At 65.4% G+C, this 25420-nt stretch carries 22 protein-coding genes; 12 read left to right on the top strand and 10 right to left on the bottom strand.

Annotation, left to right across the window (positions count from 1 at the left end; translation table 11 throughout):
* The first annotated feature begins 4 nt into the window (after window positions 1-4).
* Both RPPS3_RS15750 and RPPS3_RS15745 read left to right on the top strand, forming a co-directional pair.
* Window positions 5-457 carry a DNA polymerase III subunit chi gene (locus tag RPPS3_RS15750; protein ID WP_107344931.1) on the top strand — a complete coding sequence of 151 codons (453 nt, stop codon included), beginning with the start codon at window positions 5-7 and terminating at the stop codon, window positions 455-457.
* 129 nt (window positions 458-586) lie between these two features.
* Window positions 587-1126: a hypothetical protein gene (locus tag RPPS3_RS15745; RefSeq protein WP_107344930.1), complete on the top strand. Its 540-nt coding sequence runs from the start codon at window positions 587-589 to the stop codon at window positions 1124-1126.
* A gap of 3 nt (window positions 1127-1129) precedes the next feature.
* Here the strand turns inward: RPPS3_RS15745 and RPPS3_RS15740 are convergent, their stop codons facing one another.
* Window positions 1130-3007 carry an ABC-F family ATP-binding cassette domain-containing protein gene (locus tag RPPS3_RS15740; RefSeq protein WP_107344929.1) on the bottom strand — a complete coding sequence of 626 codons (1878 nt, stop codon included), beginning with the start codon at window positions 3005-3007 and terminating at the stop codon, window positions 1130-1132.
* A 146-nt stretch (window positions 3008-3153) separates the two neighbouring features.
* Between RPPS3_RS15740 and ndk the strand changes: the two genes are divergently transcribed.
* Window positions 3154-3576, top strand: a complete 423-nt coding sequence (gene ndk / locus RPPS3_RS15735; RefSeq protein WP_011158602.1) for a nucleoside-diphosphate kinase — start codon at window positions 3154-3156, stop codon at window positions 3574-3576.
* Window positions 3577-3649: 73 nt separating this feature from the next.
* Window positions 3650-4471, top strand: a complete 822-nt coding sequence (locus RPPS3_RS15730) for a TerC family protein (RefSeq protein WP_107344928.1) — start codon at window positions 3650-3652, stop codon at window positions 4469-4471.
* Between the two features lie 83 nt (window positions 4472-4554).
* Here the strand turns inward: RPPS3_RS15730 and RPPS3_RS15725 are convergent, their stop codons facing one another.
* Window positions 4555-5328 carry a Crp/Fnr family transcriptional regulator gene (locus tag RPPS3_RS15725; protein ID WP_107344927.1) on the bottom strand — a complete coding sequence of 258 codons (774 nt, stop codon included), beginning with the start codon at window positions 5326-5328 and terminating at the stop codon, window positions 4555-4557.
* Window positions 5329-5821: 493 nt separating this feature from the next.
* On the opposite strand from RPPS3_RS15725, the gene RPPS3_RS15720 reads away from it, so the two are divergent.
* On the top strand, window positions 5822-6025 hold the full coding sequence (locus tag RPPS3_RS15720; RefSeq protein WP_013502093.1) for a cold-shock protein: 204 nt from the start codon (window positions 5822-5824) through the stop codon (window positions 6023-6025).
* Between the two features lie 63 nt (window positions 6026-6088).
* On the opposite strand, the gene purN is transcribed toward RPPS3_RS15720, so the two are convergent.
* Both purN and purM read right to left on the bottom strand, forming a co-directional pair.
* Complete coding sequence (purN, locus tag RPPS3_RS15715) at window positions 6089-6742, bottom strand: phosphoribosylglycinamide formyltransferase (RefSeq protein ID WP_107344926.1); 654 nt, start codon at window positions 6740-6742, stop codon at window positions 6089-6091.
* Window positions 6743-6750: 8 nt separating this feature from the next.
* Window positions 6751-7824 (bottom strand): phosphoribosylformylglycinamidine cyclo-ligase, encoded by a 1074-nt coding sequence (gene purM, locus RPPS3_RS15710; RefSeq protein ID WP_107344925.1) that lies wholly within the window; start codon window positions 7822-7824, stop codon window positions 6751-6753.
* Window positions 7825-8090: 266 nt separating this feature from the next.
* Between purM and RPPS3_RS15705 the strand changes: the two genes are divergently transcribed.
* The 4 genes from RPPS3_RS15705 (at window position 8091) to ppx (ending at window position 13235) form a co-directional block, all read left to right on the top strand.
* Window positions 8091-8636: a CDP-alcohol phosphatidyltransferase family protein gene (locus RPPS3_RS15705; RefSeq protein ID WP_107344924.1), complete on the top strand. Its 546-nt coding sequence runs from the start codon at window positions 8091-8093 to the stop codon at window positions 8634-8636.
* A gap of 30 nt (window positions 8637-8666) precedes the next feature.
* Window positions 8667-9356: a DnaA/Hda family protein gene (locus RPPS3_RS15700; protein WP_205502614.1), complete on the top strand. Its 690-nt coding sequence runs from the start codon at window positions 8667-8669 to the stop codon at window positions 9354-9356.
* A gap of 150 nt (window positions 9357-9506) precedes the next feature.
* The gene (locus tag RPPS3_RS15695) at window positions 9507-11717 is read left to right on the top strand and encodes an RNA degradosome polyphosphate kinase (RefSeq protein WP_107344923.1); all 2211 of its coding nucleotides are present in this window, start codon (window positions 9507-9509) and stop codon (window positions 11715-11717) included.
* A 12-nt stretch (window positions 11718-11729) separates the two neighbouring features.
* Window positions 11730-13235: an exopolyphosphatase gene (gene ppx / locus RPPS3_RS15690; protein WP_107344922.1), complete on the top strand. Its 1506-nt coding sequence runs from the start codon at window positions 11730-11732 to the stop codon at window positions 13233-13235.
* Between the two features lie 22 nt (window positions 13236-13257).
* Here ppx and RPPS3_RS15685 read toward each other — a convergent pair whose 3' ends face one another.
* From RPPS3_RS15685 to RPPS3_RS15675, 3 genes are all read right to left on the bottom strand, one after another.
* On the bottom strand, window positions 13258-14181 hold the full coding sequence (locus RPPS3_RS15685) for a bestrophin family protein (protein WP_107344921.1): 924 nt from the start codon (window positions 14179-14181) through the stop codon (window positions 13258-13260).
* Window positions 14178-15356, bottom strand: coding sequence for a ribonuclease D (gene rnd / locus RPPS3_RS15680; RefSeq protein WP_107344920.1), 1179 nt, complete (start codon window positions 15354-15356; stop codon window positions 14178-14180). The genes RPPS3_RS15685 and rnd overlap by 4 nt, the downstream gene beginning before the upstream one ends.
* Window positions 15357-15458: 102 nt before the next feature.
* Window positions 15459-16937: a protein adenylyltransferase SelO gene (locus RPPS3_RS15675; RefSeq protein WP_107344919.1), complete on the bottom strand. Its 1479-nt coding sequence runs from the start codon at window positions 16935-16937 to the stop codon at window positions 15459-15461.
* Between the two features lie 259 nt (window positions 16938-17196).
* Here RPPS3_RS15675 and aspS point away from each other — a divergent pair, with 259 nt between their 5' ends.
* The 3 genes from aspS to RPPS3_RS15660 all read left to right on the top strand — a co-directional run bounded on the left by aspS (window position 17197) and on the right by RPPS3_RS15660 (window position 21874).
* The gene (aspS, locus tag RPPS3_RS15670) at window positions 17197-18972 is read left to right on the top strand and encodes an aspartate--tRNA ligase (protein ID WP_107344918.1); all 1776 of its coding nucleotides are present in this window, start codon (window positions 17197-17199) and stop codon (window positions 18970-18972) included.
* A 45-nt stretch (window positions 18973-19017) separates the two neighbouring features.
* On the top strand, window positions 19018-21327 hold the full coding sequence (locus RPPS3_RS15665) for an NADP-dependent malic enzyme (RefSeq protein WP_107344917.1): 2310 nt from the start codon (window positions 19018-19020) through the stop codon (window positions 21325-21327).
* Window positions 21328-21433: 106 nt separating this feature from the next.
* Window positions 21434-21874: a DoxX family protein gene (locus RPPS3_RS15660; RefSeq protein WP_107346631.1), complete on the top strand. Its 441-nt coding sequence runs from the start codon at window positions 21434-21436 to the stop codon at window positions 21872-21874.
* Window positions 21875-21881: 7 nt separating this feature from the next.
* Here the strand turns inward: RPPS3_RS15660 and RPPS3_RS15655 are convergent, their stop codons facing one another.
* The 3 genes from RPPS3_RS15655 to RPPS3_RS15645 all read right to left on the bottom strand — a co-directional run bounded on the left by RPPS3_RS15655 (window position 21882) and on the right by RPPS3_RS15645 (window position 25215).
* Window positions 21882-22445 (bottom strand): dihydrofolate reductase, encoded by a 564-nt coding sequence (locus RPPS3_RS15655; RefSeq protein ID WP_107344916.1) that lies wholly within the window; start codon window positions 22443-22445, stop codon window positions 21882-21884.
* A gap of 37 nt (window positions 22446-22482) precedes the next feature.
* Window positions 22483-23421, bottom strand: a complete 939-nt coding sequence (locus tag RPPS3_RS15650) for a polysaccharide deacetylase family protein (RefSeq protein WP_107346630.1) — start codon at window positions 23419-23421, stop codon at window positions 22483-22485.
* 153 nt (window positions 23422-23574) lie between these two features.
* Complete coding sequence (locus RPPS3_RS15645; RefSeq protein ID WP_107344915.1) at window positions 23575-25215, bottom strand: L,D-transpeptidase family protein; 1641 nt, start codon at window positions 25213-25215, stop codon at window positions 23575-23577.
* Between the last annotated feature and the right edge of the window lie 205 nt (window positions 25216-25420).

The raw sequence follows: 25420 nt of genomic DNA, 5'->3' as shown, positions 1-25420 counted from the left end.
CGCGATGACCGAAGTGCTGTTCTATCACCTCCAAGGCAGGACCGTCGAACAGGTGCTGCCGCCGCTGCTCGAGAAATCACTCGCGCGCGGCTGGCGGGTGGTGGTGCAGTCGACGTCCGAGGAGCGGGCCGACGCGCTCGACTCGCATCTTTGGACCTATCGCGACGACTCGTTTCTGCCGCACGCCACCTGGCGTGTGGCAGATGCCGCGCAACAGCCGATCCTGCTGACGACGGGCGAGGGCAATCCGAACGGAGCCAAGGTCCGGTTCCTCGTCGACAACGCAGCGCTGCCCGAGGATTCGGGCAGCTACGAACGGATGGTGCTGCTGTTTAACGGCGATGACGACGAGGCGGTGGCAATGGCGCGCGACGCCTGGAAGCAGTGCAAAGCGAAGGCTTTTGAGGTGACGTACTGGCAGGCCGACGAGGCCGGTCGCTGGCAGCGGCGGGACTAGGCGGGCGAGACCAGGCAACAGGCTGTGGATGCTGAAGACGACCGCAGGGCTACGGCAAGGCCGTCACGGTGGTGCCGTAAATCGGTGATTGGACAAGTGCTTAAGATCTCTATTGGGGCGCGATCGATCGTGTATCAGAAGTTTTCCGTGCGGCCGCTGTTCATCACGCTGGCGCTGACCACGCCCTTGCTTGCGGGCTGTTCCGGCACCCCTGAATTCTTGTCGCGCGATGCCGAGTGGTTCTCGAAGCCGGGCCGGGTGTTCATCAAGAACATCTCGATCGAAACCCCGCCGCTGACGCCGGACAAACCGGTCACCCCGGAAGACCTGATCAGCGCTGACGGCCGCTGCCCTGGCATGGGGCCGGCGCCGGGCGATCCCAACGCACCGCAGGACGGGCAGGCCGCTCCGATGACGGCAGGCGGCACCGTCGCGCTCGGCCACACCGAATGCGACGTCGCGCGCGGCCTCGGTGCGCCGGATCATGTCAGCCTGTCGAACAATGAGCGCGGCGACCGTCTCGCGGTCCTGACCTACAACCGCGGGGCGCGTGCCGGCATCTATACCTTCACGGCGGGCCGGCTCAGCGCGATCGAGCGTGCACCGGACGCTGTTCAGGAACGCAAGCCGACGCGCGCGAAGAAGCGAAGCGCGCGATCGGCGCAGTAGCGCTCAGCTTTGCGCGGCGTCCTGCGCCGCGCTCGCCTCCAGCCACTTCTCTTCCGCAGCTTGCAAGGCCGCCTGCGCGTTGGCGCGCGCGGTGCTGAGTTGAGCGGCCTGTTTCGGATCGCGGGTGAAAAGGTCCGGGATCGCCAGCGCCGCATCGATCTTCTCGATGATCGCGGTGATGCGGTCGATCTCCGCTTCGGCATCGGCGATCTGCTGCTTCAGCGAAACCGTCTTCTTGGGGCGCGGTGCCGACGCCTTGGCGGCGCTGTCATCGGCTTTGCGTTCCTTGGTCTCTGACGACGTCGTTCGGGCGCCACGGGAGGACAGCACGGCCCGGCGATAATCGTCGAGATCGCCGTCGAACGGTTTCACCTTGTGCTCGGCCACCACCCACAATCGATCGGCGCAGGCGTCGATCAGATAGCGGTCGTGCGACACCATGATCACCGCGCCGGGGAAGTCGTTGATTGCCTCCGCCAGCGCCGCGCGGCTGTCGATGTCGAGATGGTTGGTGGGCTCATCGAGGATGATCATGTTCGGACCGTAGAAGGTCGCGAGCCCGAGCAGCAGGCGCGCCTTCTCGCCGCCCGACAGGCTCTTGACCAGGGTGTCGGCCGCCTTGCCGGAGAAGCCCATGGCGCCGGCGCGCGCCCGGATCTTGCTCTCCGGCGCATCCGGCATCAGCCTGCGGACGTGGTCATAGGTCGAGCCGTCCTCGTTCAGCTCATCGAGTTGATGCTGCGCGAAGTACGCGATCGACAGCTTGTCCGCCCGCGTCACGGACCCCGAGAACGGCGCCAACCGGTTCGCCAGCAGCTTCACCAGGGTCGACTTGCCGTTGCCGTTGGAGCCGAGCAGCGCGATGCGGTCGTCCGGATCGATCCGCAGCGTGACGTGGCGCAGCACGGGATGTTTCGGATCGTAGCCGACCGCCACGTTGTCGACCGCGATGATCGGCGGCGACAACGTTTTCTCAGGGGCCGGGAAGTTGATCTCCGGAGTATCGTCCGCGACCAGCGGTGCGATCGGCTTCATCTTCTCCAGCATCTTGACGCGCGATTGCGCCTGCCGCGCCTTGGTGGCCTTGGCTTTGAAGCGGTCGACGAAGTCCTGCAGATGCTTGCGCCGCGCTTCGTCACGCTTCGCGTTCTTGGCGTCGAGCGCCAGCTTGTTGGCGCGGAAATCCGCGTAGGCCGAGTAACTGCCGCGGAAGTGGACCAGCCGGCCGCGGTCGAGATGCAGGATCTCGTTGACCGACGTATCGAGTAGGTCGCGATCGTGGCTGATCACGATCACGGTGCGCGGATAGTTGGCGAGATGATCCTCGAGCCACATCGTGCCTTCGAGGTCGAGATAGTTGGTCGGCTCGTCGAGCAGCAACAGGTCGGGCGCGGCGAACAACGTCGCGGCCAGCGCCACGCGCATCCGCCAGCCGCCGGAGAATTCCGAGCAGGAACGCGCCTGGTCGGCATCGGAGAAGCCGAGGCCGCTGAGAATGGCGCTGGCCCGCGCCGGCGCGGAGTGCGCGTCGATGTCGACCAGCCGGGTCTGAATATCGGCGATGCGGTGCGGGTCCAGGGCGGTTTCGGCTTCGTGCAGCAGCGCGGCGCGCTCGATGTCGGCGGCCAGCACCACCTCCAGCAGCGTCTCAGGCCCGTTCGGGACCTCCTGGGCGAGGCTGCCGATCCGCCATCGCGGCGGCAGGGTGATCCGGCCGGTCTCGGTTGCAAGCTCGCCGCGGATCGCGCGAAACAGGGTGGATTTACCGGCGCCGTTGCGGCCGATGAAGCCGACGCGAGCGCCGGGGGCGATCTGGACCGAACTTTGGTCGATCAACAGCCGTCCGGCGAGCCGGATCGAAATGTCGGTAAGCGTGAGCATGGCGCGTTTTGGCCGGGTCGGGCCGCAAAGGCAACCGGCACGAACAGATCAGTGCCGGATGAATCGCCACCCGCAGCTTGCCCGCGCGCGGCGGCGCCGATATAAGCCCGGCAACTCCTCCCGCCCTTAGCTTTCAAGGACATTCCATGGCGATCGAACGGACTTTCTCGATTCTCAAGCCCGATGCGACCGAGCGCAACATCACCGGCGCGATCAACGCGCTGATCGAAAAGGCCGGTCTGCGGATCGTCGCCCAGAAGCGCATCCGTATGACCCGCGACCAGGCCGAGACCTTCTACGCCGTGCACAAGGAACGCCCGTTCTTCGGCGAGCTGGTCGACTTCATGATCTCCGGCCCGGTGGTGGTTCAAGTGCTCGAAGGCGAGGGCGCGATCGCCAAGTACCGCGACGTGATGGGCGCGACCGATCCGTCGAAGGCGGCTGACGGCACCATCCGCAAGCTGCACGCCAAGTCGATCGGCGAGAACTCGGTGCACGGTTCGGACGCGGCGGAAACGGCCAAGATCGAGATCGCCCAGTTCTTCTCGGGCAACGAAATCGTCGGATAAGCATTACCCGTCGGACGTCCCCGGCCGCTGATCTTCGGCGGCCGCGGGATGCCGGCGCAGTCGGGGAAAGATCGTGGACTGGGTGCTGCACGTCTTTGACCCCGCGACCTTCTGGTCGATCGTCGCCCAATTCAAGAGCGGCGTTCAGCAGCCCGAATTCTGGATTTCCGTCGGCAAGATCATCTGGATCAACGTGCTGTTGTCTGGCGACAACGCGCTGGTGATCGCGCTCGCGTGCCGCGGGCTGAAGCCGAACCATCGATTGTGGGGCATGGTGCTCGGCGCGGGCGCTGCCGTCCTGCTACGCATCGTCTTCACCGGCATCGTCGCCACGCTGATGGAGTGGCCTTATCTCAAGCTGGTCGGCGGCCTGGCGCTGCTGGTGATCGCCGCCAAGCTGGTGGTCCCCGAGAACGAAGACGAAGACAGCGTCCAAGCGGCCTCGCATCTTTTGCACGCCGTTCAGATCGTTGTCGTTGCCGACATCATCATGAGTCTCGACAACGTCATCGCGGTCGCGGCTGCCGCGGATGGCAGCGTGCCGCTGCTGATCCTTGGGCTCGCCATCAGCGTTCCGCTGATCGTGGCGGGCGCGGCACTGATCCTGATGGTTCTGGAGAAACTGCCGATCCTGGTGTGGGCCGGTGCTGCGCTGCTCGGCTGGATCGCCGGGCAGGTGATCGCCACCGATCCGGTCGTGCTGCCTTTGGTGCACAAGCTCGATGCGCCGATCGGCGGTCAGCTCGACGCGCTGTTCGCAATGGTGGGGATGTACACGCACCTCGCCAGCAACGGCGGCGTCGGCGAGCATTTGTTTGCCGTGGTCGGCGCCATCGTGGTGCTGATCGCGGGATCGATCTGGCGAAGCCGGCAATCGGTCGAGCAGGGCGCATAACCGCAGCTTGCCGCTGCCGCACCGGACAAGAAAAAAGCGAGCCGGGCGGCTCGCTTTTTCCATGACCTGAAAGTGGGCTGGTCTCAGGCAGTTCCGGCGACTAAGCCGTGGCTGTGATCGGCCCCATCGTGACCGCAGCACTCGACGGTGCGGGTGCGATCATAGGCTTCGCGCACAATGTGGTAGCAATCGCAGGTGCGGCTTTCCAGCGCCTGGCGATCCACGATCCGCACCGCACCGCGGCGCTTCTCCACCACACCTTCAGCCTCGAGCTGCAGCAGCGCGTTGGTGATGCTCGCACGGCGAACGCCCATGCTGGAGGCGAGCAGTTCGTGTGTGATGTACAGCACGTCGCTTTGAATGCGATCGTTCGCCAGCAGCAGCCAGCGTGCAAGACGCTGATTGATTTCGTGCTTGGCGGCGCAGAGCACGCTCTGTGTATTTTGGGCGATCAGAGCCGGCACGTAGCGCAGCATCTCTTCACGGATCTGCGGCCGGTCGGCCATCACCCGTGCCAGATCGTCGGCCTCAACCCTCAGCGCAGTTCCCGGCATGCACACGACCGAGCGCTGCGACGCGACATCGGCTCCCAGCACCAACGGAACCCCGACGTAGCCGAAATAGCCGACCATGGCCGTTTCAACGAAGTCGGTGCGGGTTCCAGAGAGGTGCGACACCAGGCCGTCCTCGATGAAGTGAACGCATTCGACGCGTCGGTTGGCCTCCTGCAGTACAGCGCGACCGCGAAACTCGACGGGCCGGAGCAATGGTTTAAGCGCTTCGAAATCGTCCGGTGCGAGCTGCGCCAGAATTCGATTTCTCACCGCAGGAGAGCTAGCTTGAAGATCGTTCGCCAAAATATCAACGGCTCCTTGGTGATGGGTGGATGTCCGTGGAACCGGCTGCGCCGATTCAGAAGGGAGCTTACCGGACAGAGGCGGGGGTGGCCACGTCTGGCAGGTGTCCAATATTGTCGCATCCTCGCCGCAGTGACGACGCAGTTCGGCGGTGCAGCAAACGGCATCGCGGCTCGCATGCGCGAAATTGAGTCAGTGCGAGTGAAACAGGCAGCAGCGGTGAGGCGGACGAACTACGCGTGCTGCAGATTGCAGCGTGCGCTGCATCGGAACTGATCAGTTACGCTACGTACTACACGAGATCAGCACGGTGCGTTGCGCGACACTTGCTATACCACAAATTTCGTGTTGCAATTGACCCGCAATCGGATCTGGCCCCTTCGGCTTTATGTTTCGCGACTGGGAAATCGATATCGCATTGGGTTCGCCGTTTGTGGCGTGGCACGCGGGCAGCGTGCCGCGTCTTTTTTGTATCTAGATCGGGAGGCAGGCGATGCAAAAGGGCACCGTCAAATGGTTCAACCCCACAAAAGGGTATGGCTTCATCCGTCCGACCACGGGCGATAAGGACGTTTTCGTCCATATTTCGGCGGTCGAGCGCGCTGGGCTGAGCACGCTCAACGAGAACCAGGCGATCGAGTACGATCTGGTCGAAAATCGCGGTCGTACCTCGGCGGAGAACCTGAAGATCTCCTAATTCAAAGCCGAAGGTTCGTCGGACTGCCCCCGGTCGAAAGCCGGGGGAACTTCGTGCTGCCGCTCAGCTGGCCGCGGGCACGATCAGCGTTCGCTCAGCTGCGCTTCGCGTGGCGGACCGGCAGAGATCGCCGTCGAACCGGAGCAAGCCGGCAGCGAGCAGCCGTAGCGCCTCTGGGTAGATGCGATGCTCGACCGCGAGCACGCGTGCGGCCAGCGTGTCCGGCGTGTCGTCGTCCTGCACCGGGACCGCGCCCTGGACGATGATCGGGCCTGCGTCGGTGTCCGGCGTGACGAAGTGCACTGTGGCGCCGGAGATCTTCACGCCGGCGCGCAACGCCTGGCCATGCGGATCGAGGCCAGGAAACGACGGCAGCAGCGACGGGTGGATGTTCAGCATCCGGCCGTACCAGCGCTGCGCGAACTCGGCCGTGAACAGCCGCATGAAGCCGCCGAGGCAGATCAGCTCGATGCCGCGCGCGTCGAGCTCGGCCTGCAGCTTGGCTTCGAAGCCGGCGCGATCCTTGCCGAACGGCTTGCTTTCGATCACCACGGTGGCAATGCCGCTGCGCTCGGCGATCGCAAGACCGCCCGCCGTTGCTACATTGGAAATCACCACAGCGATCTCGGCCGGAAAGCCGTCTTCAGCCGCGGCTTCGATCAGCGCGGCCATGTTGGAGCCGCGCCCGGAAATCAGGATAGCAACGCGAGGCTTCATCGGTGCGCTCACCAGGCGAGGTCAAGGTGGCCGTCATAGACCACGCGCTGCTCGCCCTTGGCGGCAATCACCTGACCGAGCAGGTGCACGCTTTCGCCGCTGGCGGTGAGGCTCTCAGTGACCTGATCGACGGCGTCGGCCTTAATGATCATGACCATGCCGATGCCGCAGTTGAAGGTGCGCAGCAGCTCGAGTTCGGCAATCTCGCCTTGTTCGGCGAGCCACTTGAACACCGGCAGCACCGGGATCCGCGGCAGGTCGATGCCGACGCCGAGATGTTTCGGCAGCACGCGCGGGATATTCTCGGTGAAGCCGCCGCCGGTGATGTGGGCGAGGCCTTTGACGGCGCCGGTGTCGCGGATCGCCTGCAGGCAGGACTTCACATAGAGCTTGGTCGGCGCCAGCAGCGCACCGCCGAGCGTCATCACCGGCGAGAACGGCGCTGGCGCGTCATAGGGAAGGCCGGATTTCTCGACGATCTTGCGGACCAGCGAGAAGCCGTTGGAGTGCACGCCGGAGGACGCCAGCCCGATCACCGCATCGCCTTCGGCAATGTCCTTCGACGGCAGCAGCGTGCCGCGTTCGGCAGCGCCGACCGAGAAACCGGCGAGGTCGTAGTCGCCGTCCTTGTACAGGCCCGGCATTTCGGCGGTCTCGCCGCCGATCAGCGCGCAGCCGGACTCGCGGCAGGCTTCCGCCACGCCGGCGACGATCTCGGCGGCCGCCTCGGGATCGAGCTTGCCGCAGGCGAAGTAATCGAGAAAGAACAGCGGCTCGGCGCCTTGCACCACGAGGTCGTTGACCGACATCGCCACCAGGTCGATGCCGATGCCGGTGTGCAGGCCGGCGTCGATCGCCACTTTGATCTTGGTGCCGACGCCGTCGGTGGCGGCGACCAGCACCGGATCCTTGAAGCCGGCCGCCTTCAGATCGAACAGGCCGCCGAAGCCGCCGATCTCGGAATCTGCGCCGGCCCGTGCGGTGGCGCGAACCATCGGCTTGATCAGATCGACGAGCCGGTTGCCCGCATCGATGTCGACGCCGGAGTCGGCGTAGGTGAGGCCGTGCTTCCGCTCGGTCATGCCCGGTTTTCCCAATTCAAGCTGTGCGGCACCCGGGCATCCGTCGCCAGGGCGGAGCCCGCCGTCGATTTCGCCGGCGCGACGACGCTAGACCTAAGTCCCGCTTGTCCGCGCCCGGCCGATGTTTTGGGGTGGTTACGTCGGATTCCGCCAGCGTGCAATGGCTCGCAAGGGGACCCAGCATGGTCTATGTAGAAAACCAGCCCGCTCAACCGTCGAAAGTCGAGGTTTTTCGGCGGATTTGGGCCGGAAGCCGGGAACGTTGCGTGAGCATTCCAAACATCATTACGCTTTGCCGCATCCTGTTGGTGCCGGTGATCGTCTGGGCGATTGCGTCCAATGAGATGGAAATCGCCTTCGCGGTGTTCGTGGTGGCCGGGGTCAGCGACGCGGTCGACGGGTTTCTGGCCAAGCGCTTCAACATGTCCAGCGAGCTCGGCGCGCTGCTCGATCCGCTCGCCGACAAGGCGCTGCTGGTCTCGATCTACGTCTCGCTCGGGATCTGGGGGGCGATCCCGCGCTGGCTGGTGATCCTGGTGGTGTCGCGCGACATCATGATCGTCGGCGCGGTGATGATCTCCTGGGTGTTCGGGCGGCCGATCCCGATGAAGCCGCTGATGGTGTCGAAGCTGAACACCGTCGCCCAGGTCTCGTTCGCCGCGCTGATCCTCGGCGCGCTCGCCTTCGGCTTCGAACCGGCGCCTTACGACCTCTTTCTGATGGGCGCGGTGACCGTCTTGACCTTGCTTTCCGTCTCCCTCTATCTCGTCGAGTGGATGCGGCATATGAGCACGATCGAGCCAAGCCGTTGACCGCGTCGGCCGGCCGCGTTTTGGGCCGGCATGGAGCGCCCCGTGCCAGTTCGCGTTGAACCTCGACAATTAGCCCTCGACCTGCCGCATGCCGAAAGCCTGTCGCGCGAGGATTTCCTGGAAGGTTCAGCCAACACCGCGGCGCTGTCTCTGATCGAGAGCTGGCCGGACTGGCCCAACCGTATCATGATGCTGGTTGGCCCCGAGGGCAGCGGCAAGAGCCATCTGGCAGCGATCTGGGCCGAACTGGCGGGCGCGCGGTCGACCGCAGCGCAGGCGCTGAATGCCGCAGCGGTGCCCGGCGCGCTGGCGACCGGCGCGGTGGTGGTGGAAGACCTTGTGCCGGGCAGCTTCGACGAGCGGGCGCTCTTCCACCTGATGAACATGGCGCGGGAAGACGAGGCCTATGTGCTGTTCACCGGCCGGGTCGAGCCGGCAGCCTTGTCGATCGACCTGCGCGACCTGAAGTCGCGGCTGCGGGCCGTGCCGGTGGTGTCCCTGCTGCCGCCTGACGATGCGCTGTTTCGCGCCCTGATCGTCAAGTTCTGCGCCGACCGCCAGATGTGCATCGACGCTGCGCTGGTCGGTTACCTCGCCAACCGGATCGACCGGTCATTCGTGGCCGCGCGCCAGGTGGTGGAAAAGCTCGATACCATGGCGCTCCGGCTGGGCCGCCCGGTGACCCGGGCGCTCGCATCCGAAGTGCTGCGCGCCGACTAGCGCCCGCCCTGCGGCATATGGCGGGAAGGCGGGCCGCTTGACGGTTTCTGCGCCTCGTTTCTCAATGTCATGGAAACGTCATGCAGCGTCAGCATTGTCTCGCGGCGCCGCAGCCGCGGTGCGCCCCATCCTGGTCTGGATCAATTTCTCATGGACTCCGAGCAAGTGATTGCCATCGAAGAGAAAAAAGGCGAGGCCGAGCCGGCGTCGATGATTGCTGCCGGCCCCGAGCGATTCATCAATCGCGAGCTGTCATGGCTTCACTTCAACCGTCGGGTGCTCGAAGAATCGGTCAATCCGCACCACCCGGTGCTGGAGCGGGTGCGGTTTCTGTCGATTTCGGCCAACAACCTCGATGAATTCTTCATGGTCCGCGTCGCCGGTATCAAGGCGCAGATCCGCGAAGGCATCACCGAGCGCAGCCCGGACGGCCTGACGCCGTCTGAACAGCTCGCGCTGATCAACGAGGCGGTCTCCAAACTCGCCAGCGACCAGCAGTCGATCTGGCGGGAGCTGCGCGGCGTGCTTGCCGACTCCGGTATCCTGTTGCTGGACGGCAAGGACGTGACCAAGGCGGAGCGCTCCTGGATTGAGGATCACTTCCTCCACAACATCTTCCCGCTGCTCACGCCGCTGGCGATCGACCCGGCGCATCCGTTCCCGTTCATCCCGAGCCTCGGCTTCACCATCGGCCTGCAGCTGGCACGGGTCTCCGACGGCAAGCCGATGAACGCGCTGATCCGCATGCCGGCGCGGATCGACCGCTTCATTCGTCTGCCTGCGAACGGCCGCGACCAGACCGTCCGGGTGATGACGCTGGAGCAGGCGACCTCGCTGTTCATTGGGCGGCTGTTCCCCGGCTACCACGTCAAGGGGCAAGGCTCGTTCCGGATCATCCGCGACAGCGAACTGGAAATCGAGGAAGAGGCCGAGGATCTGGTGCGGCTGTTCGAGACCGCGCTGAAGCGTCGGCGGCGCGGGTCGGTGATCCGGATGGAGGTTGACGCCTCCATGCCGGAGGAGCTGCGCGTGTTCGTGCAGCGCGCGCTCACCGCGGCCGACGACGAGGTGTTCCTGGTCGACGGCGTGCTGGCGATGAACGAGCTGTCGCAGCTCACCCGGGTCGATCGTCCTGATCTTGAATTCGTGCCTTACGTGCCGCGGCATCCGGAGCGGGTGCGCGACCATGGCGGTGATATCTTCGCGGCAATCCGCCAGAAGGACCTGATCGTCCACCACCCGTATGAATCGTTCGACGTCGTCGTTCAGTTCCTGCAGCAGGCGGCGCGCGATCCCGACGTCGTTGCGATCAAGCAGACGTTGTACCGCACCTCGAACAACTCGCCGATCGTGCGCGCGCTGGCGGAAGCCGCCGAGGCGGGCAAATCGGTGACGGCGCTGGTCGAACTCAAGGCGCGGTTCGACGAGGAAGCCAATATCCGCTGGGCGCGCGACCTCGAGCGCGCCGGCGTGCAGGTAGTATACGGGTTTCTGCAGCTCAAGACCCACGCCAAGCTGTCGCTGGTGGTGCGGCGCGAGGGCGGCAGCCTGACGACGTACATCCACACCGGCACCGGCAACTACCATCCGGTCACGGCGCGTATTTATACGGACCTGTCGTACTTCACCTCCGATCCGATTCTCGGCCGCGACGCTGCGCGGGTGTTCAACTACATCACCGGTTACGCCGAGCCGAGCGACATCGAGAAGATGGCGGTATCGCCGATCACGCTGCGCAAGACCATGCTCGAGCACATCCGCGGCGAGACGACCTTTGCCCGCCACGGCAAGCCGGCAGCGATCTGGCTGAAGATGAATGCACTGGTTGATCCGGAGATCATCGACGCGCTGTACGAAGCCTCGCGGGCAGGGGTCTCGGTCGAACTGGTGGTCCGCGGCATCTGCTGCCTCCGTCCGGGCGTACCCGGTCTGTCGGACAACATCCGGGTCAAGTCGATCATCGGCCGGTTCCTCGAACACGGCCGTATCTATTGCTTCGGCAACGGCTACGGCCTGCCGAGCGCCAAGGCGGCGGTGTACATTTCCTCGGCCGACATGATGCCGCGCAATCTCGACCGCCGGGTCGAAGTGCTGTGCCCGATGCTCAACCCGACCGTGCATCAGCAGGTGCTGGAGCAGATCATGGTCGCCAACCTGAAAGATACCGAGCAAAGCTGGCGGTTGTTGCCGGACGGATCGTCGACGCGTATGAAGGCGGCCAAGGGCGAGGAGCCCTTCAACGTCCACAACTACTTCATGACCAATCCGAGCTTGTCCGGCCGTGGGAAGTCGCTCCAGGAATCCTCACCCCGCCGGCTCACCCGGCGTGCTGAACGTCAGCAGTCCCAGCAGACTTCCTAAGGGACGACGACGTTGAGCAAGCAGCCGCACAGGCGCGAACCCAGCGTCGCCGTCATCGACATCGGCTCGAACTCCGTGCGCCTCGTGGTCTACGAGGCGCTGGCGCGCAGTCTGGTCACCGTCTTCAACGAAAAGGCGCTGTGCGGCCTCGGCCGCGAGGTGCAGACCACCGGGTTGCTGACCAAGGATGCCGTCGGCAAGGCGCTGGTGGCGCTCCGGCGGTTTCGTGCGCTGATCCGGGTGATGAAGGTTGGCAAGGTGTTCGCGATCGCGACCGCCGCATGCCGCGATGCCAAGAACGGCCCCGACTTCATCGCCGAAGCCGAGCGGATCTGCGGCGTCACCATCGAGATCCTGTCGGGACCGCGCGAAGCCAAGCTGTCGGCGCTCGGGGTGATCTCCGGCGTGCACAAGCCGAACGGCGTCGTCGGTGATCTCGGCGGCGGCTCGCTCGAACTGATCGACGTCCGCGGCAACGCGGTGCGCAAGGGCGTGACCCTGCCGCTCGGCAGCCTGGCTCTGCAGGACGCTTCGCAGAAATCACTCAAGCGCGCCGAGCGGATCGCTCAGCAACTGCTGTCCCAGGCGGGACCGCTGAAGACCGCTCGCGGCCGCACGTTCTACGCGGTCGGCGGCACCTGGCGTGCGCTCGCCCGGATCCACATCATCCAGAGCGGCCATTCGCTCAAAGTGATGCACGGCTATTCGATCTCGGCAGCCGAAGCCTTGCGGTTCGCGCAGCGGCTGCGGGTGCTGGCGGCTGCTAATCAGCTCGCCGATATCGAAGTCGTCGCGGATGCGCGGCGGCCGCTGCTCGCTTATGCGGCGGTCGTGCTTGAATACGTCATCCGCATCGCCAAGCCGAAGACGATCGTGTTCTCGACCTATGGCGTGCGCGAAGGACTATTGTACGAGCAGCTGCCGCCGGAGGAGCGCGCCAAGGACGGGCTGCTGTGCGCCGCGCAGAACCTGAACCTGTTGCTGTCGCGGTCGGCGCGGCACGCCGAGGAGCTGATCGAGTGGACCGATCGGCTGTTCCGCGTCGCCAAGGTCAAGGAAACCGATGAGGATCGCCGGCTCCGCCGCGCCGCCTGCCTGATGTCCGACGTCGGCTGGCGCGTGCATCCGGATCATCGCGGCGAGCAGACGCTGTCGCTGATCGCCAATGCCAATTTCGGCGACGTCACCCATCGCGACCGCGCGTTCATGGGGCTGTCGGTGTACTACCGCTACGCCGGTTTCAGCGAACAGAACGAGCCGCCGATGTCGGCGCGTGAGCTGGTGACCGAAGCGCTCGACGAACGCGCCCGGCTGCTCGGGGCCGCGTTCCGGGTGGCGCATCTGATCAGTGCGGCGCGGCCTGGCGTGCTGCCTGCGACGCACTTCCGCACCGAGGGCCGCAAGCTGATGCTGGTGTTCGAGCACAGCCTGGTCGATCTCGTCGCCGACCGCGTCGGCAGCCGGTTCAAGCAGCTCGCCAAGATGGTCGGGCGCTCCGGGACCATCGTGCTGCGCTGAAGCCAGCGCAACTCTTCGCGGCTCACACCAGGATGTGGTTGACCGGCTTCGGCAGAGGCGGCAGGTCGGTTTCGCCGAGCGCCTCGCGCAGGTTGATCTCGATGGTATCGGCCAGCGCAGCGATCGGCAGATCGTTGGGCAGTTGGCCGAACGGCTCTTCCAGCTCGGAGCCGAGCGCGTCGAGGCCGAAGAAGGTGTAGGCCGCCAGCGCCGTGGCGAACGGCGTCAGCCAGCCGAGCGTGTTGGCGAAACCGAACGGCAGTAGGAGGCAGAACACGTAAGCGGTTCGGTGCAGCAGCAGCGAATAGCCGAACGGCACCGGCGTCGAACGGATGCGTTCGCACGCAGCCTGTACCATCGCCATCTGGCCGATGGTGCGATCGATGATCTGGAACGGGATGTCGCGTAGTTCGCCGCTACGATGCAGCGCCGCCAGTTCGGCCTGCATCGCCGAGAGGATGACTTCGGGCGCGTTGCAGCTGGCCTCATAGCGCGCGCGGGTTTCGGCGGTGAGATGGCGCGTCACCTTAGTGGTGTCGCTTCCTGGGCGAAGATGCAGCACCAGTGCTTGGGCGAACGCCATCGCCAGCCTCAGCAGCGTCCGCCGGCTGCGTTCCGGCTCTTCGCCAGAGCAGGGCAGAATCTGCGTCTGCCGCGCCAGATTGCGGCTGAGACAGATCAGCTCGCCCCAATGCCGGCGAGCTTCCCACCAGCGGTCGTAACAGGCGTTGTTGCGGAAGCCCATGAAGATCGACAGCGCGATGCCCAGCACCGTGAACGGCGCGCTGTTGAAATCGGAGACGAGGCCCGGATAGGCGTGGTGCGCCCACACCACCGCCACCGACAAGGCCGCGATCAGCAGGGCCTGCGGAAAGATCCGCTGCACCACCGAGCCTTGAACCAGAAAGAAGAGCTGAAGCAGATTAGGCTGCGGTCGAACGATCATTGTTCGGCGCTTGAGCTCCGAGTGGCTGCGCTGCGGTCGACCTGAATCACCTTGCCGCGTTCGATCGCAAGCGACAGCCGGCCGTGCTTCAGAGCGAGAGCCGCCTCGCCGAACAACTCGCGGCGCCAGCCGCGCAGCGCGCCGACATCGGCATTGTCGTCGGCCGCGATCTGTTCGAGGTCGTCGACGGTTGCGATGACTTTGGCAGCGACCGCGTGGCGCTCGGAGGTCATCCGCAGCAGCACCTTGAGCAGTTCGACGATCGCGGTGCCGTTGGAGTTGTTCCGCGGCTTGTCGATCTTCGGCAGCGACGCCATATCGCGCGCGAGCCCGCGCTGCACCGCTGCGACGATCTCGGTGCCCCATTTCGACCGATCGAACCCCTTCGGCAGCGAGCGTAGGTTGGCGAGCTTTTCCAACGAGGTCGGCGCGTGGGTGGCGATGTCGCCGAGCGCATCGTCCTTGAGCACGCGCGAGCGCGGCACGTCGCGGCTCTGCGCTTCCTGCTCGCGCCAGGCCGCGATCTCCATCAGCACCGCAAGCTCTTTGGGCTTGCGCACGCGGGTCTTCAGCCGCTCCCAGGCGCGCTCGGGGTGGACGTCATACGTATTCGGCGAGGTCAGGACTTCCATTTCCTCGCTGACCCAATCGCTGCGGCCGCGCTTCTTGAGGTCGGCATCGAGTGCGGCGAACACGTCGCGCAGATGGGTGACGTCGGAGACCGCGTAGTGGACCTGCTCCTGGGTGAGAGGGCGGCGCGACCAGTCGGTGAAACGGTGGGTCTTGTCGGGACGGTGACCGGTGATGCGCTCGACCAGCTGGTCGTAGGCGATGCTGTCGCCATAGCCGAGGACCATCGCGGCGACCTGGGTGTCGAAGATCGGGTGCGGTACGATCCCGGCGCGGTGCCAGACGATTTCAATGTCCTGGCGGGCGGCGTGGAAGACCTTCAGCACCTGCTCGTTCGCCATCAGGTCGAAGAACGGCTTCAGGTCGATGCCTTCGGCGAGCGCGTCGATCACCAGCGCTTCGTCGGCGCTCGCCATCTGCACCACGCAGAGCAGCGGATAGAACGTCGTCTCGCGCAGAAACTCGGTGTCGACCGTAATGACGGGATGGCGGGCGAGACGGGCGCAGGCGTCGGCAAGCTGCTCGGAAGTTGAAATCAGGTCCATTAAACTCTGTCGCGTTCGGGGGACGGTTCGGGCGACGATCGGCCGTGCCGGCTGCCCAAAGCCGTCGAATCCGGTCCACTAGACACGCTCGCCCGGCGGCGATCAAGTTCCGCAGAAGGTTTCCAGCACCCGTTCATGGGGCTGCGGCGGCTCCGCATAGCGGGCGAATTCCGCCTTTTCCTCGAAGGGGTTGGCGAGCACCGTCAGGATCTCTTCGAACGGCGTGAAATCGTTTCGGTCGACGGCAGCCCGGATTACCGCCTCGATCCGGTGATTGCGCGGGATATAGGCTGGGTTGACCCGCCGCATCGCGGCTTGGCGGGCCGCGGCATCCTCCGGCTCGGCTGCGATCCGGGCGCGCCACCGCGGGGCCCACTCGTCGAACGCCGCCGGATCGGTGAACAGGGCCCGAACCTCACTAAGATCCGACGGATCGCCGGCGGCATCGCTCAGCCGGCGGAAGGCGAGCGTGAAGTCGGCTTCGCCCTTGGCCAGGGCAGCCACGAATTCCTGCGACAGCTGCTGGTCGTCCGGCTGACTGGTGAACAGGCCGAGCTTGGCCGCCAGCTTGGCGAGATAGGCGGCGTTGAACCGCTCGGCAAAGCCGCCGAGCGCGGTCTGGGCGATTTCGATGCCCTTGTCGTCGTCATCCGCCAGCAGCCGGACCAGGCATTCGGCTAGCCTGGTCAGGTTCCACAGCGCGATCGGCGGCTGGTTGCCGTAGGCATAGCGGCCGAACTGGTCGATCGAGGAATAGACGGTCTTCGGATCGAACGTGTCCATGAAGGCGCAGGGGCCGTAGTCGATAGTCTCGCCGGCAATCGAGCAGTTGTCGGTGTTCATCACCCCGTGGATGAAGCCGATCATCATCCAGCTCGCCACCAGTTCCGCTTGCCGGCCGATCACGCCTTCGAGCAGGGCCAGATAAGGCGAGGGCGCCTGCGCCGCCTCCGGGTAGTGGCGGGCGATGGCATGGTCGGCGAGCGCCCGGACGCTGTCGAGATCGCCCCGGGCGGCAAAATACTGGAACGTGCCGACCCGGATGTGGCTGGAGGCGACCCGCGTCAGCACCGCGCCGGGCTGGATCGGATCGCGCAGCACCGTTTCACCGGTCAGCACCGCAGCGAGCGAGCGCGTCGTGGGGATGCCGAGCGCCGCCATCGCCTCGCTGACGATGTATTCGCGCAGCACGGGACCGAGCGCGGCGCGGCCATCGCCCATCCGGGAAAACGGCGTGCGACCGGCGCCTTTGAGCTGAATGTCGCGGCGGACTCCGTTCCGATCGACCACCTCGCCGAGCAGGATCGCCCGGCCGTCGCCGAGCTGCGGCACGAAGTTGCCGAACTGGTGGCCGGCATAGGCCATCGCGATCGAGGCTGCGGCCTCCGGCATTTGGTTACCGGAGAGGATCGCGGCGCCCTCGGGCGTCTCGAGCAGGTCCGGATCAAGCCCGAGCTGAAACGCAAGCGGGCGGTTCAGCTTGATCAACCGAGGGGCGGCGACCGGCGTCGGCGCAACCCGCGCGAAGAAGTTCGGCGGGAGCGCCACGTAGCTGTTGTCGAACGGAAAATGCGCTGTCATCGATCACCAGTTAAGAACGCTTCGCCGTTTCGACAATCCGCCGGAAACCGGCCGGTTTCAACAGCTTCCGCGGAAAAGCTGCAATCCGGAGGCGGGTAGGCGAAAGGTTGTAAAGGGGACTTGCGGCCTGCTTTGAACGCGGTGGTCCCCCGTTCCGCATTTGGTTGCCGCGGTGGGTTCGCTCGGGTAAACCCTGACGCTCTCCGCAACGGCTTGCGGACACGCGATTCTGCCTAAAGACGGCTTTCCCGGGATTTCCATGCACCGTTATCGAACCCATACCTGCGGCGCGCTCCGCGACAGCCATATCGACCAGACCGTTCGCCTGTCCGGCTGGTGCCATCGCATTCGCGACCATGGCGGCGTGCTGTTCATCGATTTGCGCGACCATTACGGCATTACCCAATGCGTTGCCGATCCGGATTCCCCGGCGTTCAAGGATGCCGAAAAGCTCCGCGCCGAATGGGTGGTGCGGATGGACGGCCGTGTCCGCCGCCGCCCCGAAGGCACCGAGAATCCCGACCTGCCGACCGGCGCGGTCGAAGTGTTCGTGACCGAGATCGAAGTGCTCGGCCCGGCGGGCGAACTGCCGCTGCCGGTGTTCGGCGAGCAGGAATATCCGGAAGACGTGCGGCTGCGTTATCGCTTCCTCGACCTGCGCCGCGAGAAGCTGCACCAGAACATCATGACTCGTGGCGCCATCGTCGACTCGATGCGCCGGCGGATGAAGGAGCAGGGCTTCTTCGAATTCCAGACCCCGATCCTGACGGCGTCGTCGCCGGAAGGCGCGCGCGACTTCCTGGTGCCGAGCCGCATCCATCCCGGCAAATTCTACGCGCTGCCGCAGGCCCCGCAGCAGTACAAGCAGCTGCTGATGATGTCGGGCTTCGACCGTTACTTCCAGATCGCGCCGTGCTTCCGCGACGAAGACCCGCGCGCCGACCGTTTGCCGGGCGAGTTCTATCAGCTCGACGTCGAGATGAGCTTCGTCACTCAGGACGACATCTTCGCCGCGATGGAGCCGGTGATCACCGGCGTGTTCGAAGAATTTGCCAAGGGCAAGCGCGTCACCAAGGGCTGGCCGCGCATCGCGTTCGCGGACTCGATGCGCAAGTACGGCACCGACAAGCCGGACCTGCGCAACCCGATCGAGATGCAGGACGTCTCCGAGCATTTCCGCGGCTCCGGCTTCAAGGTGTTCGCCCGCATGCTCGAAGAGCAGCGCAACCAAGTCTGGGCCATACCGGGTCCCGGCGGCGGCTCGAGAGCGTTCTGCGACCGCATGAACTCGTGGGCGCAGGGTGAAGGTCAGCCCGGTCTCGGCTACATCATGTGGCGCGAAGGCGGCGAGGGCGCCGGTCCTTTGGCGAACAACATCGGACCGGAGCGCACCGAAGCGATCCGCGCCGCGCTCGGCCTCAAGGCCGGCGACGCCGCATTCTTCGTGGCCGGCGATCCGTCCAAGTTCGTCAAGTTCGCCGGGCTCGCGCGCACCAAGGTTGGTGAGGAGCTGAACCTGATCGACAAGGATCAGTTCTCGCTCGCCTGGGTCGTCGACTTCCCGATGTACGAGTACAACGAGGACGACAAGAAGGTCGACTTCTCGCACAACCCGTTCTCGATGCCGCAGGGCGGCATGGATGCGCTGACGTCGCAGGATCCGCTGACCATCAAGGCGTTCCAGTACGACATCACCTGCAACGGCTACGAGATCGCCTCGGGCGGCATCCGTAACCATCGCCCCGAGGCGATGGTGAAGGCGTTCGAGATCGCCGGCTACGGCGAGCAGGAAGTGATCGACCGGTTCGGCGGCATGTACCGCGCCTTCCAGTACGGCGCTCCGCCGCATGGCGGCATGGCGGCCGGCGTCGACCGCATCGTGATGCTGCTGTGCGGCACCACCAACCTGCGCGAAATCTCGCTGTTCCCGATGAACCAGCGTGCCGAAGATCTGCTGATGGGTGCGCCGTCCGAGGTGTCGCCCAAGCAACTTCGCGAACTGCACATCCGGCTCAATCTGCCCGACACTAAGTAAGCGTCAGGCAGCGAGTCGAAACCAACCACAATGGCGGGGGAACGTATGGCGTCGTATTCCGAAGATCTTCAGGCGGCAGCGCTCGGCTATCATCGCCGGCCGAAGCCCGGAAAGCTGGAGATTCAGGCATCGAAGCCGCTCGCCAATCAGCGCGACCTCGCGCTGGCCTATTCCCCCGGCGTTGCCGCAGCCTGTAACGCAATCGCAGCCGATCCGGCGCAGGCCGCCGAACTCACCGTGCGATCCAACCTGGTCGCCGTCGTCACCAACGGCACGGCGGTGCTCGGCCTCGGCAATATCGGGCCGCTCGCTGCCAAGCCGGTGATGGAAGGCAAGGCGGTTCTGTTCAAGAAGTTCGCCGGCATCGACGTGTTCGACATCGAGATCGCGGCCGACACCGTCGATCGCGTGGTCGAAACGGTGGCCGCGCTGGAGCCGACCTTCGGCGGCATCAACCTCGAAGATATCAAGGGGCCGGAGTGCTTCGAGATCGAGGCGATGCTGAAAGACCGGATGAAGATCCCGGTATTTCACGACGATCAGCATGGCACTGCGATCATCGTCGGCGCCGCGGTGAAGAACGCGCTGGCGCTGACCGGCAAGGACATCTCCAAGGTCAAGATCGTCGCGGCCGGCGCTGGCGCAGCGGCGCTCGCCTGCCTCAATCTGCTGGTGTCACTCGGCGCGCAGCGCAAGAACATCTTCGTCTGTGACCTCGAGGGCTTGGTGTACCAAGGCCGCAATGTGCTGATGGACCGCTGGAAAGAGGTCTACGCGCAGAAGACCGACAAGCGGACGCTGGCCGAAGTCATCCCGGGCGCCGACATCTTCCTCGGCCTCTCGGGACCGAACGTGCTGTCGCAAGACATGGTCAAGCAGATGGCGGAGCGGCCGTTGGTGATGGCGCTCGCCAATCCGACGCCCGAGATCATGCCGGAAGACGTCCGCAAAGTGCGGCCCGACGCGATGATCTGCACCGGACGCTCGGACTTCCCGAACCAGGTCAACAACGTCCTGTGCTTCCCTTACATCTTCCGCGGCGCGCTCGATGTCGGCGCCACCGCGATCAACGAGGCGATGAAGCACGCGGCCGTCGATGCCATCGCGCAGCTCGCGCGCGAGGCGCCGGCGGACCCGGTGTCGGTCGGTCTCGATAATGACGAAGCGTTCGGCTTTGGGCCGGGCTCGCTGATCCCGAGCCCGTTCGATCCGCGCCTGATCTTGCGGATCGCGCCGGCGGTGGCGATGGCTGCGATGGATTCCGGCGTCGCGACCCGTCCGATCACCTCGTTCGACGATTACTACGCGCAGCTCGAGCGCTTCGCCTTCCGCTCCGGCCTGGTGATGAAGCCGGTGTTCGCCAAGGCGAAGGGCCAGCCCGTCCGCGTTATTTACGCCGAAGGCGAAGACGAGAAGGTGCTGCACGCGGTGCAGACCATCCTCGAGGAGAAGCTGGCACGGCCGATCCTGGTCGGCCGTCCGTCGGTGGTCGAGGCGCGGATCAAGCGCTCGGGCCTGTCGATCCGTCCCGGCGAGGACTTCGACCTCGTCAATCCGCAGGACGACCCGCGCTATCGCTCCTACGTGCAGTCCTACATCGACATCGCCGGACGCGCCGGCGTGACGCCGGCAGCGGCACGCACGGTGGTGCGGACCAACTCGACGGTGATCGCGGCGCTCGCCGTGGCGCGCGGCGAGGCCGATGCGATGATCTGCGGCCTCGACGGTCGCTACATGAACCATCTGCGCCACGTCCGCGACGTGATCGGCCGTCGTCCCGGCGTGTCGGACTATGCCGCGCTGGCGCTGCTGATCACGAAGAAGGGTCCGATCTTCATCGCCGACACCCAGGTGCGGCCGAATCCGACCGCCGAAGAGCTCGCCGAGTTGGCAGCGCTCGCGGCGGTCCACGTGCAGCGCTTCAATATCAAGCCGAAGATCGCGTTCCTGTCGCATTCGGACTTCGGCAGCTTCCCGACCGACTCGTCGCTGAAGATGCGCCGCGCCACCGCGATCCTGGCCGAGAAGCATCCGGAGATTGAAGCCGACGGCGAAATGCAGGGCGACAGCGCGCTGTCGGAAACGTCGCGTCAGATGATCCTGCCGCATTCGCGGCTGACCGGCGTCGCCAACGTGCTGATCATGCCCAATCTCGATACCGCGAACGTCGCCTATCAGATGATCAAGGTGGTGGGCGAAGCGCTGCCCGTTGGCCCGATCCTGATCGGCCCGGCATTGCCGGCGCACATCCTGACCCCATCTGCGACCGCGCGCGGCATCCTCAACATGACCGCGGTGGCGGTGGTCGAGGCGCAGGAGCGGGCTGGCCGGCATCAGGGAACGCTGTTCGCCTGAGGCGCCAGGTCAGGCCTGTCGTTTTTTGTTCGTTTGAAAACCCCATGCACCGCGCCCATACTGACGGCGCGGTGCGGCGCGTTCGCCGCTGTCGATGGGGATGCACATGCCGGCCTTGATCGCACTCGGGCGCTTTCTGTTCTCCATTCTGTTCATCTATTCCGGCGCGATCAAACTGCTCGATCTGCCTGCCACTACCCAGGCGGCCGGCAAGTTCGTTGTGCCCGAGATGCTGGCCACCTACACGGCGCAGCTCGAACAGGCGGCCGGAATGCCATTCGCCCAGATGTTGGCGCTGGCGGCGGGCGGCATCGAGCTCTTGTGCGGCTTGCTGATCGCGCTGAATTTCGGGGCGCGCTTCTGCGCGCTGGTGCTGATCGTGTTCGTGGCGATCGGAACCTATTACTTCCACGATTTCTGGAACCAGACAGGTGCCGATGCGCAAGCCAATCTGGCGGTCGCGCTGAAGAGCCTGTCGCTGGTCGGCGGACTGCTGATCATTGCCGGGATCGGCAGGGGCGGCGCGGCGTCCGGCGGCCACGCCTGACGCTCGCTTAGCTGCGGCGCCAGGCGGTGACGCTGACCTCATGGTCGGCGTCGAGGATCTGGCGGTCGGCCGGGTGCAGGCCGTGCGCTGACAGGATCTGCTCCGGCGTCCGCTCGGGCACGCCCGGGAAGCAGGGCTCGCCACCGGGGAGCCGGGCCTGCGGAGCCTGCGACAAATAGAACGTGTCGTAGCGATCGAAGAACAGCGCGAACACTTCGGGGCCGCCGATGATCGCCACGGTCCCGGCGGTCACGCCGGCACGGGCGCAGGCCTCCGCGAACGAGGCGCCCGCCGGATTCCACAGCAGCGCTTTCGGGTTCGACGGGTCGGGTGCCAACCCGGCGACTTGCCGGGTCACGATCAGCCGGCGGCGCAGCGGCGAGTTGGGCTGGTCTTCGAACGAATTGCGGCCGTGGACGATCAGGTCGGCGCGGTCCAGCGCTGCGGCGAAGAACGCCTGATCACCTTTGTACTTCAAGGCGTCCGGCATCAGCCGATTAGCGTCGGCGAGGTTGCCCTCGGCCGACACGATGACGTAGCCCTCGATCGTCAACGCCGGCGTCGCCGTCATTGGCGCTTCGCAATCCGCATCTGCAAGGCGATGCGGCTTATTCGGAGATCGTCTGCACGACGGCGCTGACCGGCCGGGTGCTCACCGTCGGCAGCGGATTGCTCTTGGCGAGCTCCTCGTCGTACTGCGGCAGCGTCTGCACCGGCGCCTTGGCACGCATCTGCACGACCTTGTAGCCACCGGCCTTCAACCGCCGCAGCAGCTCCGGCAACGCCTCGGCGGTGCTCTTCTGGAAGTCGTGCATCAGGATGATGCCTTTGCCGAGCTTGTCGAGCTTGTTCATCACGTTGTCGACGACCTGCTGCGGCTTGCGCACCTTGAAGTCGAACGAGTCGATGTCGCAGGAGAACATCGCGACATTGCGGGTGCCGAGATAGGTCACCAGCGCCGGCGGATGCTGCAGCGCAGGGAAGCGGAAGAACGGCGACGGCGCTGTGCCGATCGCCCACTTCACCGCGGCGAAACCCTTTTCGATTTCGTCCTTGGCCTGCTGCTCGGTCAGCTTCTTGTTGCCCAGATTGGCGTGCGACCAGGTGTGCGAGCCGACGGTGTGGCCGGCTGCGGCGACCTGCTTGAGGATTTCGGGGTGGTAGGTGGCGTGCTTGCCGATCGGGAAGAATATCCCCTTGGTGCACTGGTCGCCGAGCGCCTTCAGCACCGCCGGGGTGTTCACCGGCCACGGACCGTCGTCGAACGTCAGCACCACTTCCTTGTCACGCAGGAAGTCGAGCTGCTTGAAATGCTCGAAGCCGAAGCCGGGGCCGCCGGTGGTGTCGATCTCGACCACGCGGCCGACACCGAGCGCATCGGGATTGGCGCAGACCGGTTTGGCCGCGGCTGCCGCTTGTGGGGCTGGCGCTGGAGCAGGGGCGGCCTGCGGAGCGGCGGGAGCGGGAGCTTTCGGCGCCTGCGCAAAGGCCGCGGTCGTCCCGATAGACACCACACCTGCAACGATCAAAGCTGCTGCTGTCCGCATGCCGAAGTCCTTCTGCCGTTTGGCCGTCCGAGCGAGCGCGGCCCGAGTCGGACCGGCGCGCATCGCCACGCCAAGGTAGAGGCTCGCACCCAGCCGTGCCAACGGCTTTTTGCCACGGCTGCGGAGTTGCCCGCAGATTCGAAGGTGCGCAGCTCAGCGCAGCCGGACGATGAAATCGGTGCCCTTGCCGGTCTCGCCAGCGGCGATGCCCTGGTCGGATACGATCAGCGAGCCGCCATTGGTCAGCGCTTCGGCGATCCTCTTCATCGCTTCCGGCGGGATGGTCAGGCGATCGAGCGCTTCGGTCGGGCTGTTGATGTGAAGCGAAGCTTTCGACTCTTCCGTCAAGGCATTGCCGTGACGGCGAGATTTGCGCTGCACTTCAGGTTCCGCTTTAGACAGTGCGACCGGCAGCGACACGACAGACCAGCGCACGCTCTGATCCTTGTCGAGCTCGGCGGTGAAGATGTGGGTGCCCAGCGGACGGTCGCTGGCGGCAATCGTCACCGGCACGTCGAACAGCGGCGTCTGGTTCTGCCGGACATACAGCTTGCCATCCTTGCCGCTGACGAAGGCCGCAATCTGCTCCCTCGGATTCGGCGCAGGCAGCGTCGGGGCGGCGGCGGTGTGCTCATCGCTCGTCGGCGCGTGCGACTGGTCCTTGGCGCCGGACGAGGTCGCGGCTTTGTCGTCGCTCGTTGCAGCGGATGCCTTGGGCTGGTCGGTAGCCGGGGTGGCCTCGGCGGCCGCAGGCGCCTTGGCGTCAGCAGGGTTGGCGTCGGCAGGCTTGGTGTCGACTGGCTTGTCCTGAGCCTTGGCAGCCTTGGCGGGATCGACGGGCCCGGTTGTCGCGGGAGCGGTGTCGGTGGTCTCAGGCGCTTTGCTCGATGAGGCATCGGTCAGCGTCACCGTCGCGGCGGCCGCATCCGCGGTCCGGACCGGCGAGGCCGATGGCTGGTCGCTGCCGAGCGCGAGGCCACGCCGCAGCTCGTCGGCGACAAGCGTGGGCTCCGCCGGTTGGTCATTGACGGCCGCCTTGTCGGATTTGGTCGTGGTCGCCGGCTTCGGCGAATCCGACATCATCGGCTCGGGATCCGGCGCGACCTTCTTGGTGGCGAGCAGCGGATGAGCAAAGCTCACCGGCGTCACGTCGCCGGGGGCGACGATCACGCGGGCACCCATCCGGGTCCAGCCCCACATCTTCACCGCGAACGTCATCGGCATCCGGATGCAGCCATGCGAAGCCGGGTAACCGGGGAGAGCGCCGGCATGCAGTGCGATCCCCGACCAGGTGATGCGCTGCATGTAGGGCATCGGGGCGCCGCTGTAGATATTCGAGCGGTGATATTTGCTCTTCTGGATGACGCTGAACACGCCCATCGGGGTCGAGTGCCCACGCATCCCGGTTGACACCGGCGTCTCGGCAAACAGGCCGTTGGCGTCGTACACCCGAAGCTTTTGCTGCTCGATCGAAACCGCGATCACCACCGGCCCTTGCGGCTTGGTCGCCTGCTTTTCGATCTGCTTTTCAGCCTTGTGGTCGAGCTGAAGCCGCTTGCGCGGATGCTGATAATGCCGCTTCGGCGCAGCCGGCGGCGGCTCGTCGTAAATCGGCACTTCGTCCGACCAAAACCAGGCGGGCGAGGCTTGCACGGGCGTGGCCGCCATCGCAGTGGCCATGATGCCTGCGGCGATCGTGGCCTGCGAAATGGTCAATCTCCCAGCACCGGTGCGCTTGCTGGTGCGGGAGTAACGCTCGTCGGTGAAATCGGCTTCGCATTGAAAGACGCGCACGCAGTTCTTCCCCGAATCTTGCCAGCAGGATTTTAGATTAGTGTCTCTGGCGCGAGACGCGTTCGCCTTCGTGGCGAACTGTCGCGCAATCTGTTCGACCGTAACAAAAAAGCTTCACCGGAGGTTAAACGCGGCGGCGGGCAGGAGTTGCACCTTTCAAACCGGCAACGTGCTCACCAAATGCACAGAACCGTTTCTATGGAGA

Source organism: Rhodopseudomonas palustris (genome assembly GCF_003031265.1).
Classification (GTDB): Bacteria; Pseudomonadota; Alphaproteobacteria; order Rhizobiales; family Xanthobacteraceae; genus Rhodopseudomonas; species Rhodopseudomonas palustris_H.
Note: the sequence above shows the minus strand (reverse complement) of the source record. Positions and strands in the feature narration are given on the sequence as shown.

What these genes read in the sequence shown, in the direction of transcription:
- RPPS3_RS15750 (WP_107344931.1), top strand. Translation starts at nt 5, where the DNA reads ATGACCGAAGTGCTGTTCTATCACCTCCAAGGCAGGACCGTCGAACAG.
- ndk (WP_011158602.1), top strand. Translation starts at nt 3,154, where the DNA reads ATGGCGATCGAACGGACTTTCTCGATTCTCAAGCCCGATGCGACCGAG.
- RPPS3_RS15665 (WP_107344917.1), top strand. Translation starts at nt 19,018, where the DNA reads ATGGCGTCGTATTCCGAAGATCTTCAGGCGGCAGCGCTCGGCTATCAT.
- purM (WP_107344925.1), bottom strand. Translation starts at nt 7,824, where the DNA reads ATGACCGAGCGGAAGCACGGCCTCACCTACGCCGACTCCGGCGTCGAC.
- RPPS3_RS15675 (WP_107344919.1), bottom strand. Translation starts at nt 16,937, where the DNA reads ATGACAGCGCATTTTCCGTTCGACAACAGCTACGTGGCGCTCCCGCCG.
- RPPS3_RS15685 (WP_107344921.1), bottom strand. Translation starts at nt 14,181, where the DNA reads ATGATCGTTCGACCGCAGCCTAATCTGCTTCAGCTCTTCTTTCTGGTT.
- RPPS3_RS15660 (WP_107346631.1), top strand. Translation starts at nt 21,434, where the DNA reads ATGCCGGCCTTGATCGCACTCGGGCGCTTTCTGTTCTCCATTCTGTTC.
- RPPS3_RS15655 (WP_107344916.1), bottom strand. Translation starts at nt 22,445, where the DNA reads ATGACGGCGACGCCGGCGTTGACGATCGAGGGCTACGTCATCGTGTCG.
- RPPS3_RS15720 (WP_013502093.1), top strand. Translation starts at nt 5,822, where the DNA reads ATGCAAAAGGGCACCGTCAAATGGTTCAACCCCACAAAAGGGTATGGC.
- purN (WP_107344926.1), bottom strand. Translation starts at nt 6,742, where the DNA reads ATGAAGCCTCGCGTTGCTATCCTGATTTCCGGGCGCGGCTCCAACATG.
- RPPS3_RS15650 (WP_107346630.1), bottom strand. Translation starts at nt 23,421, where the DNA reads ATGCGGACAGCAGCAGCTTTGATCGTTGCAGGTGTGGTGTCTATCGGG.
- aspS (WP_107344918.1), top strand. Translation starts at nt 17,197, where the DNA reads ATGCACCGTTATCGAACCCATACCTGCGGCGCGCTCCGCGACAGCCAT.
- RPPS3_RS15700 (WP_205502614.1), top strand. Translation starts at nt 8,667, where the DNA reads ATGGAGCGCCCCGTGCCAGTTCGCGTTGAACCTCGACAATTAGCCCTC.
- RPPS3_RS15695 (WP_107344923.1), top strand. Translation starts at nt 9,507, where the DNA reads ATGGACTCCGAGCAAGTGATTGCCATCGAAGAGAAAAAAGGCGAGGCC.
- rnd (WP_107344920.1), bottom strand. Translation starts at nt 15,356, where the DNA reads ATGGACCTGATTTCAACTTCCGAGCAGCTTGCCGACGCCTGCGCCCGT.
- RPPS3_RS15740 (WP_107344929.1), bottom strand. Translation starts at nt 3,007, where the DNA reads ATGCTCACGCTTACCGACATTTCGATCCGGCTCGCCGGACGGCTGTTG.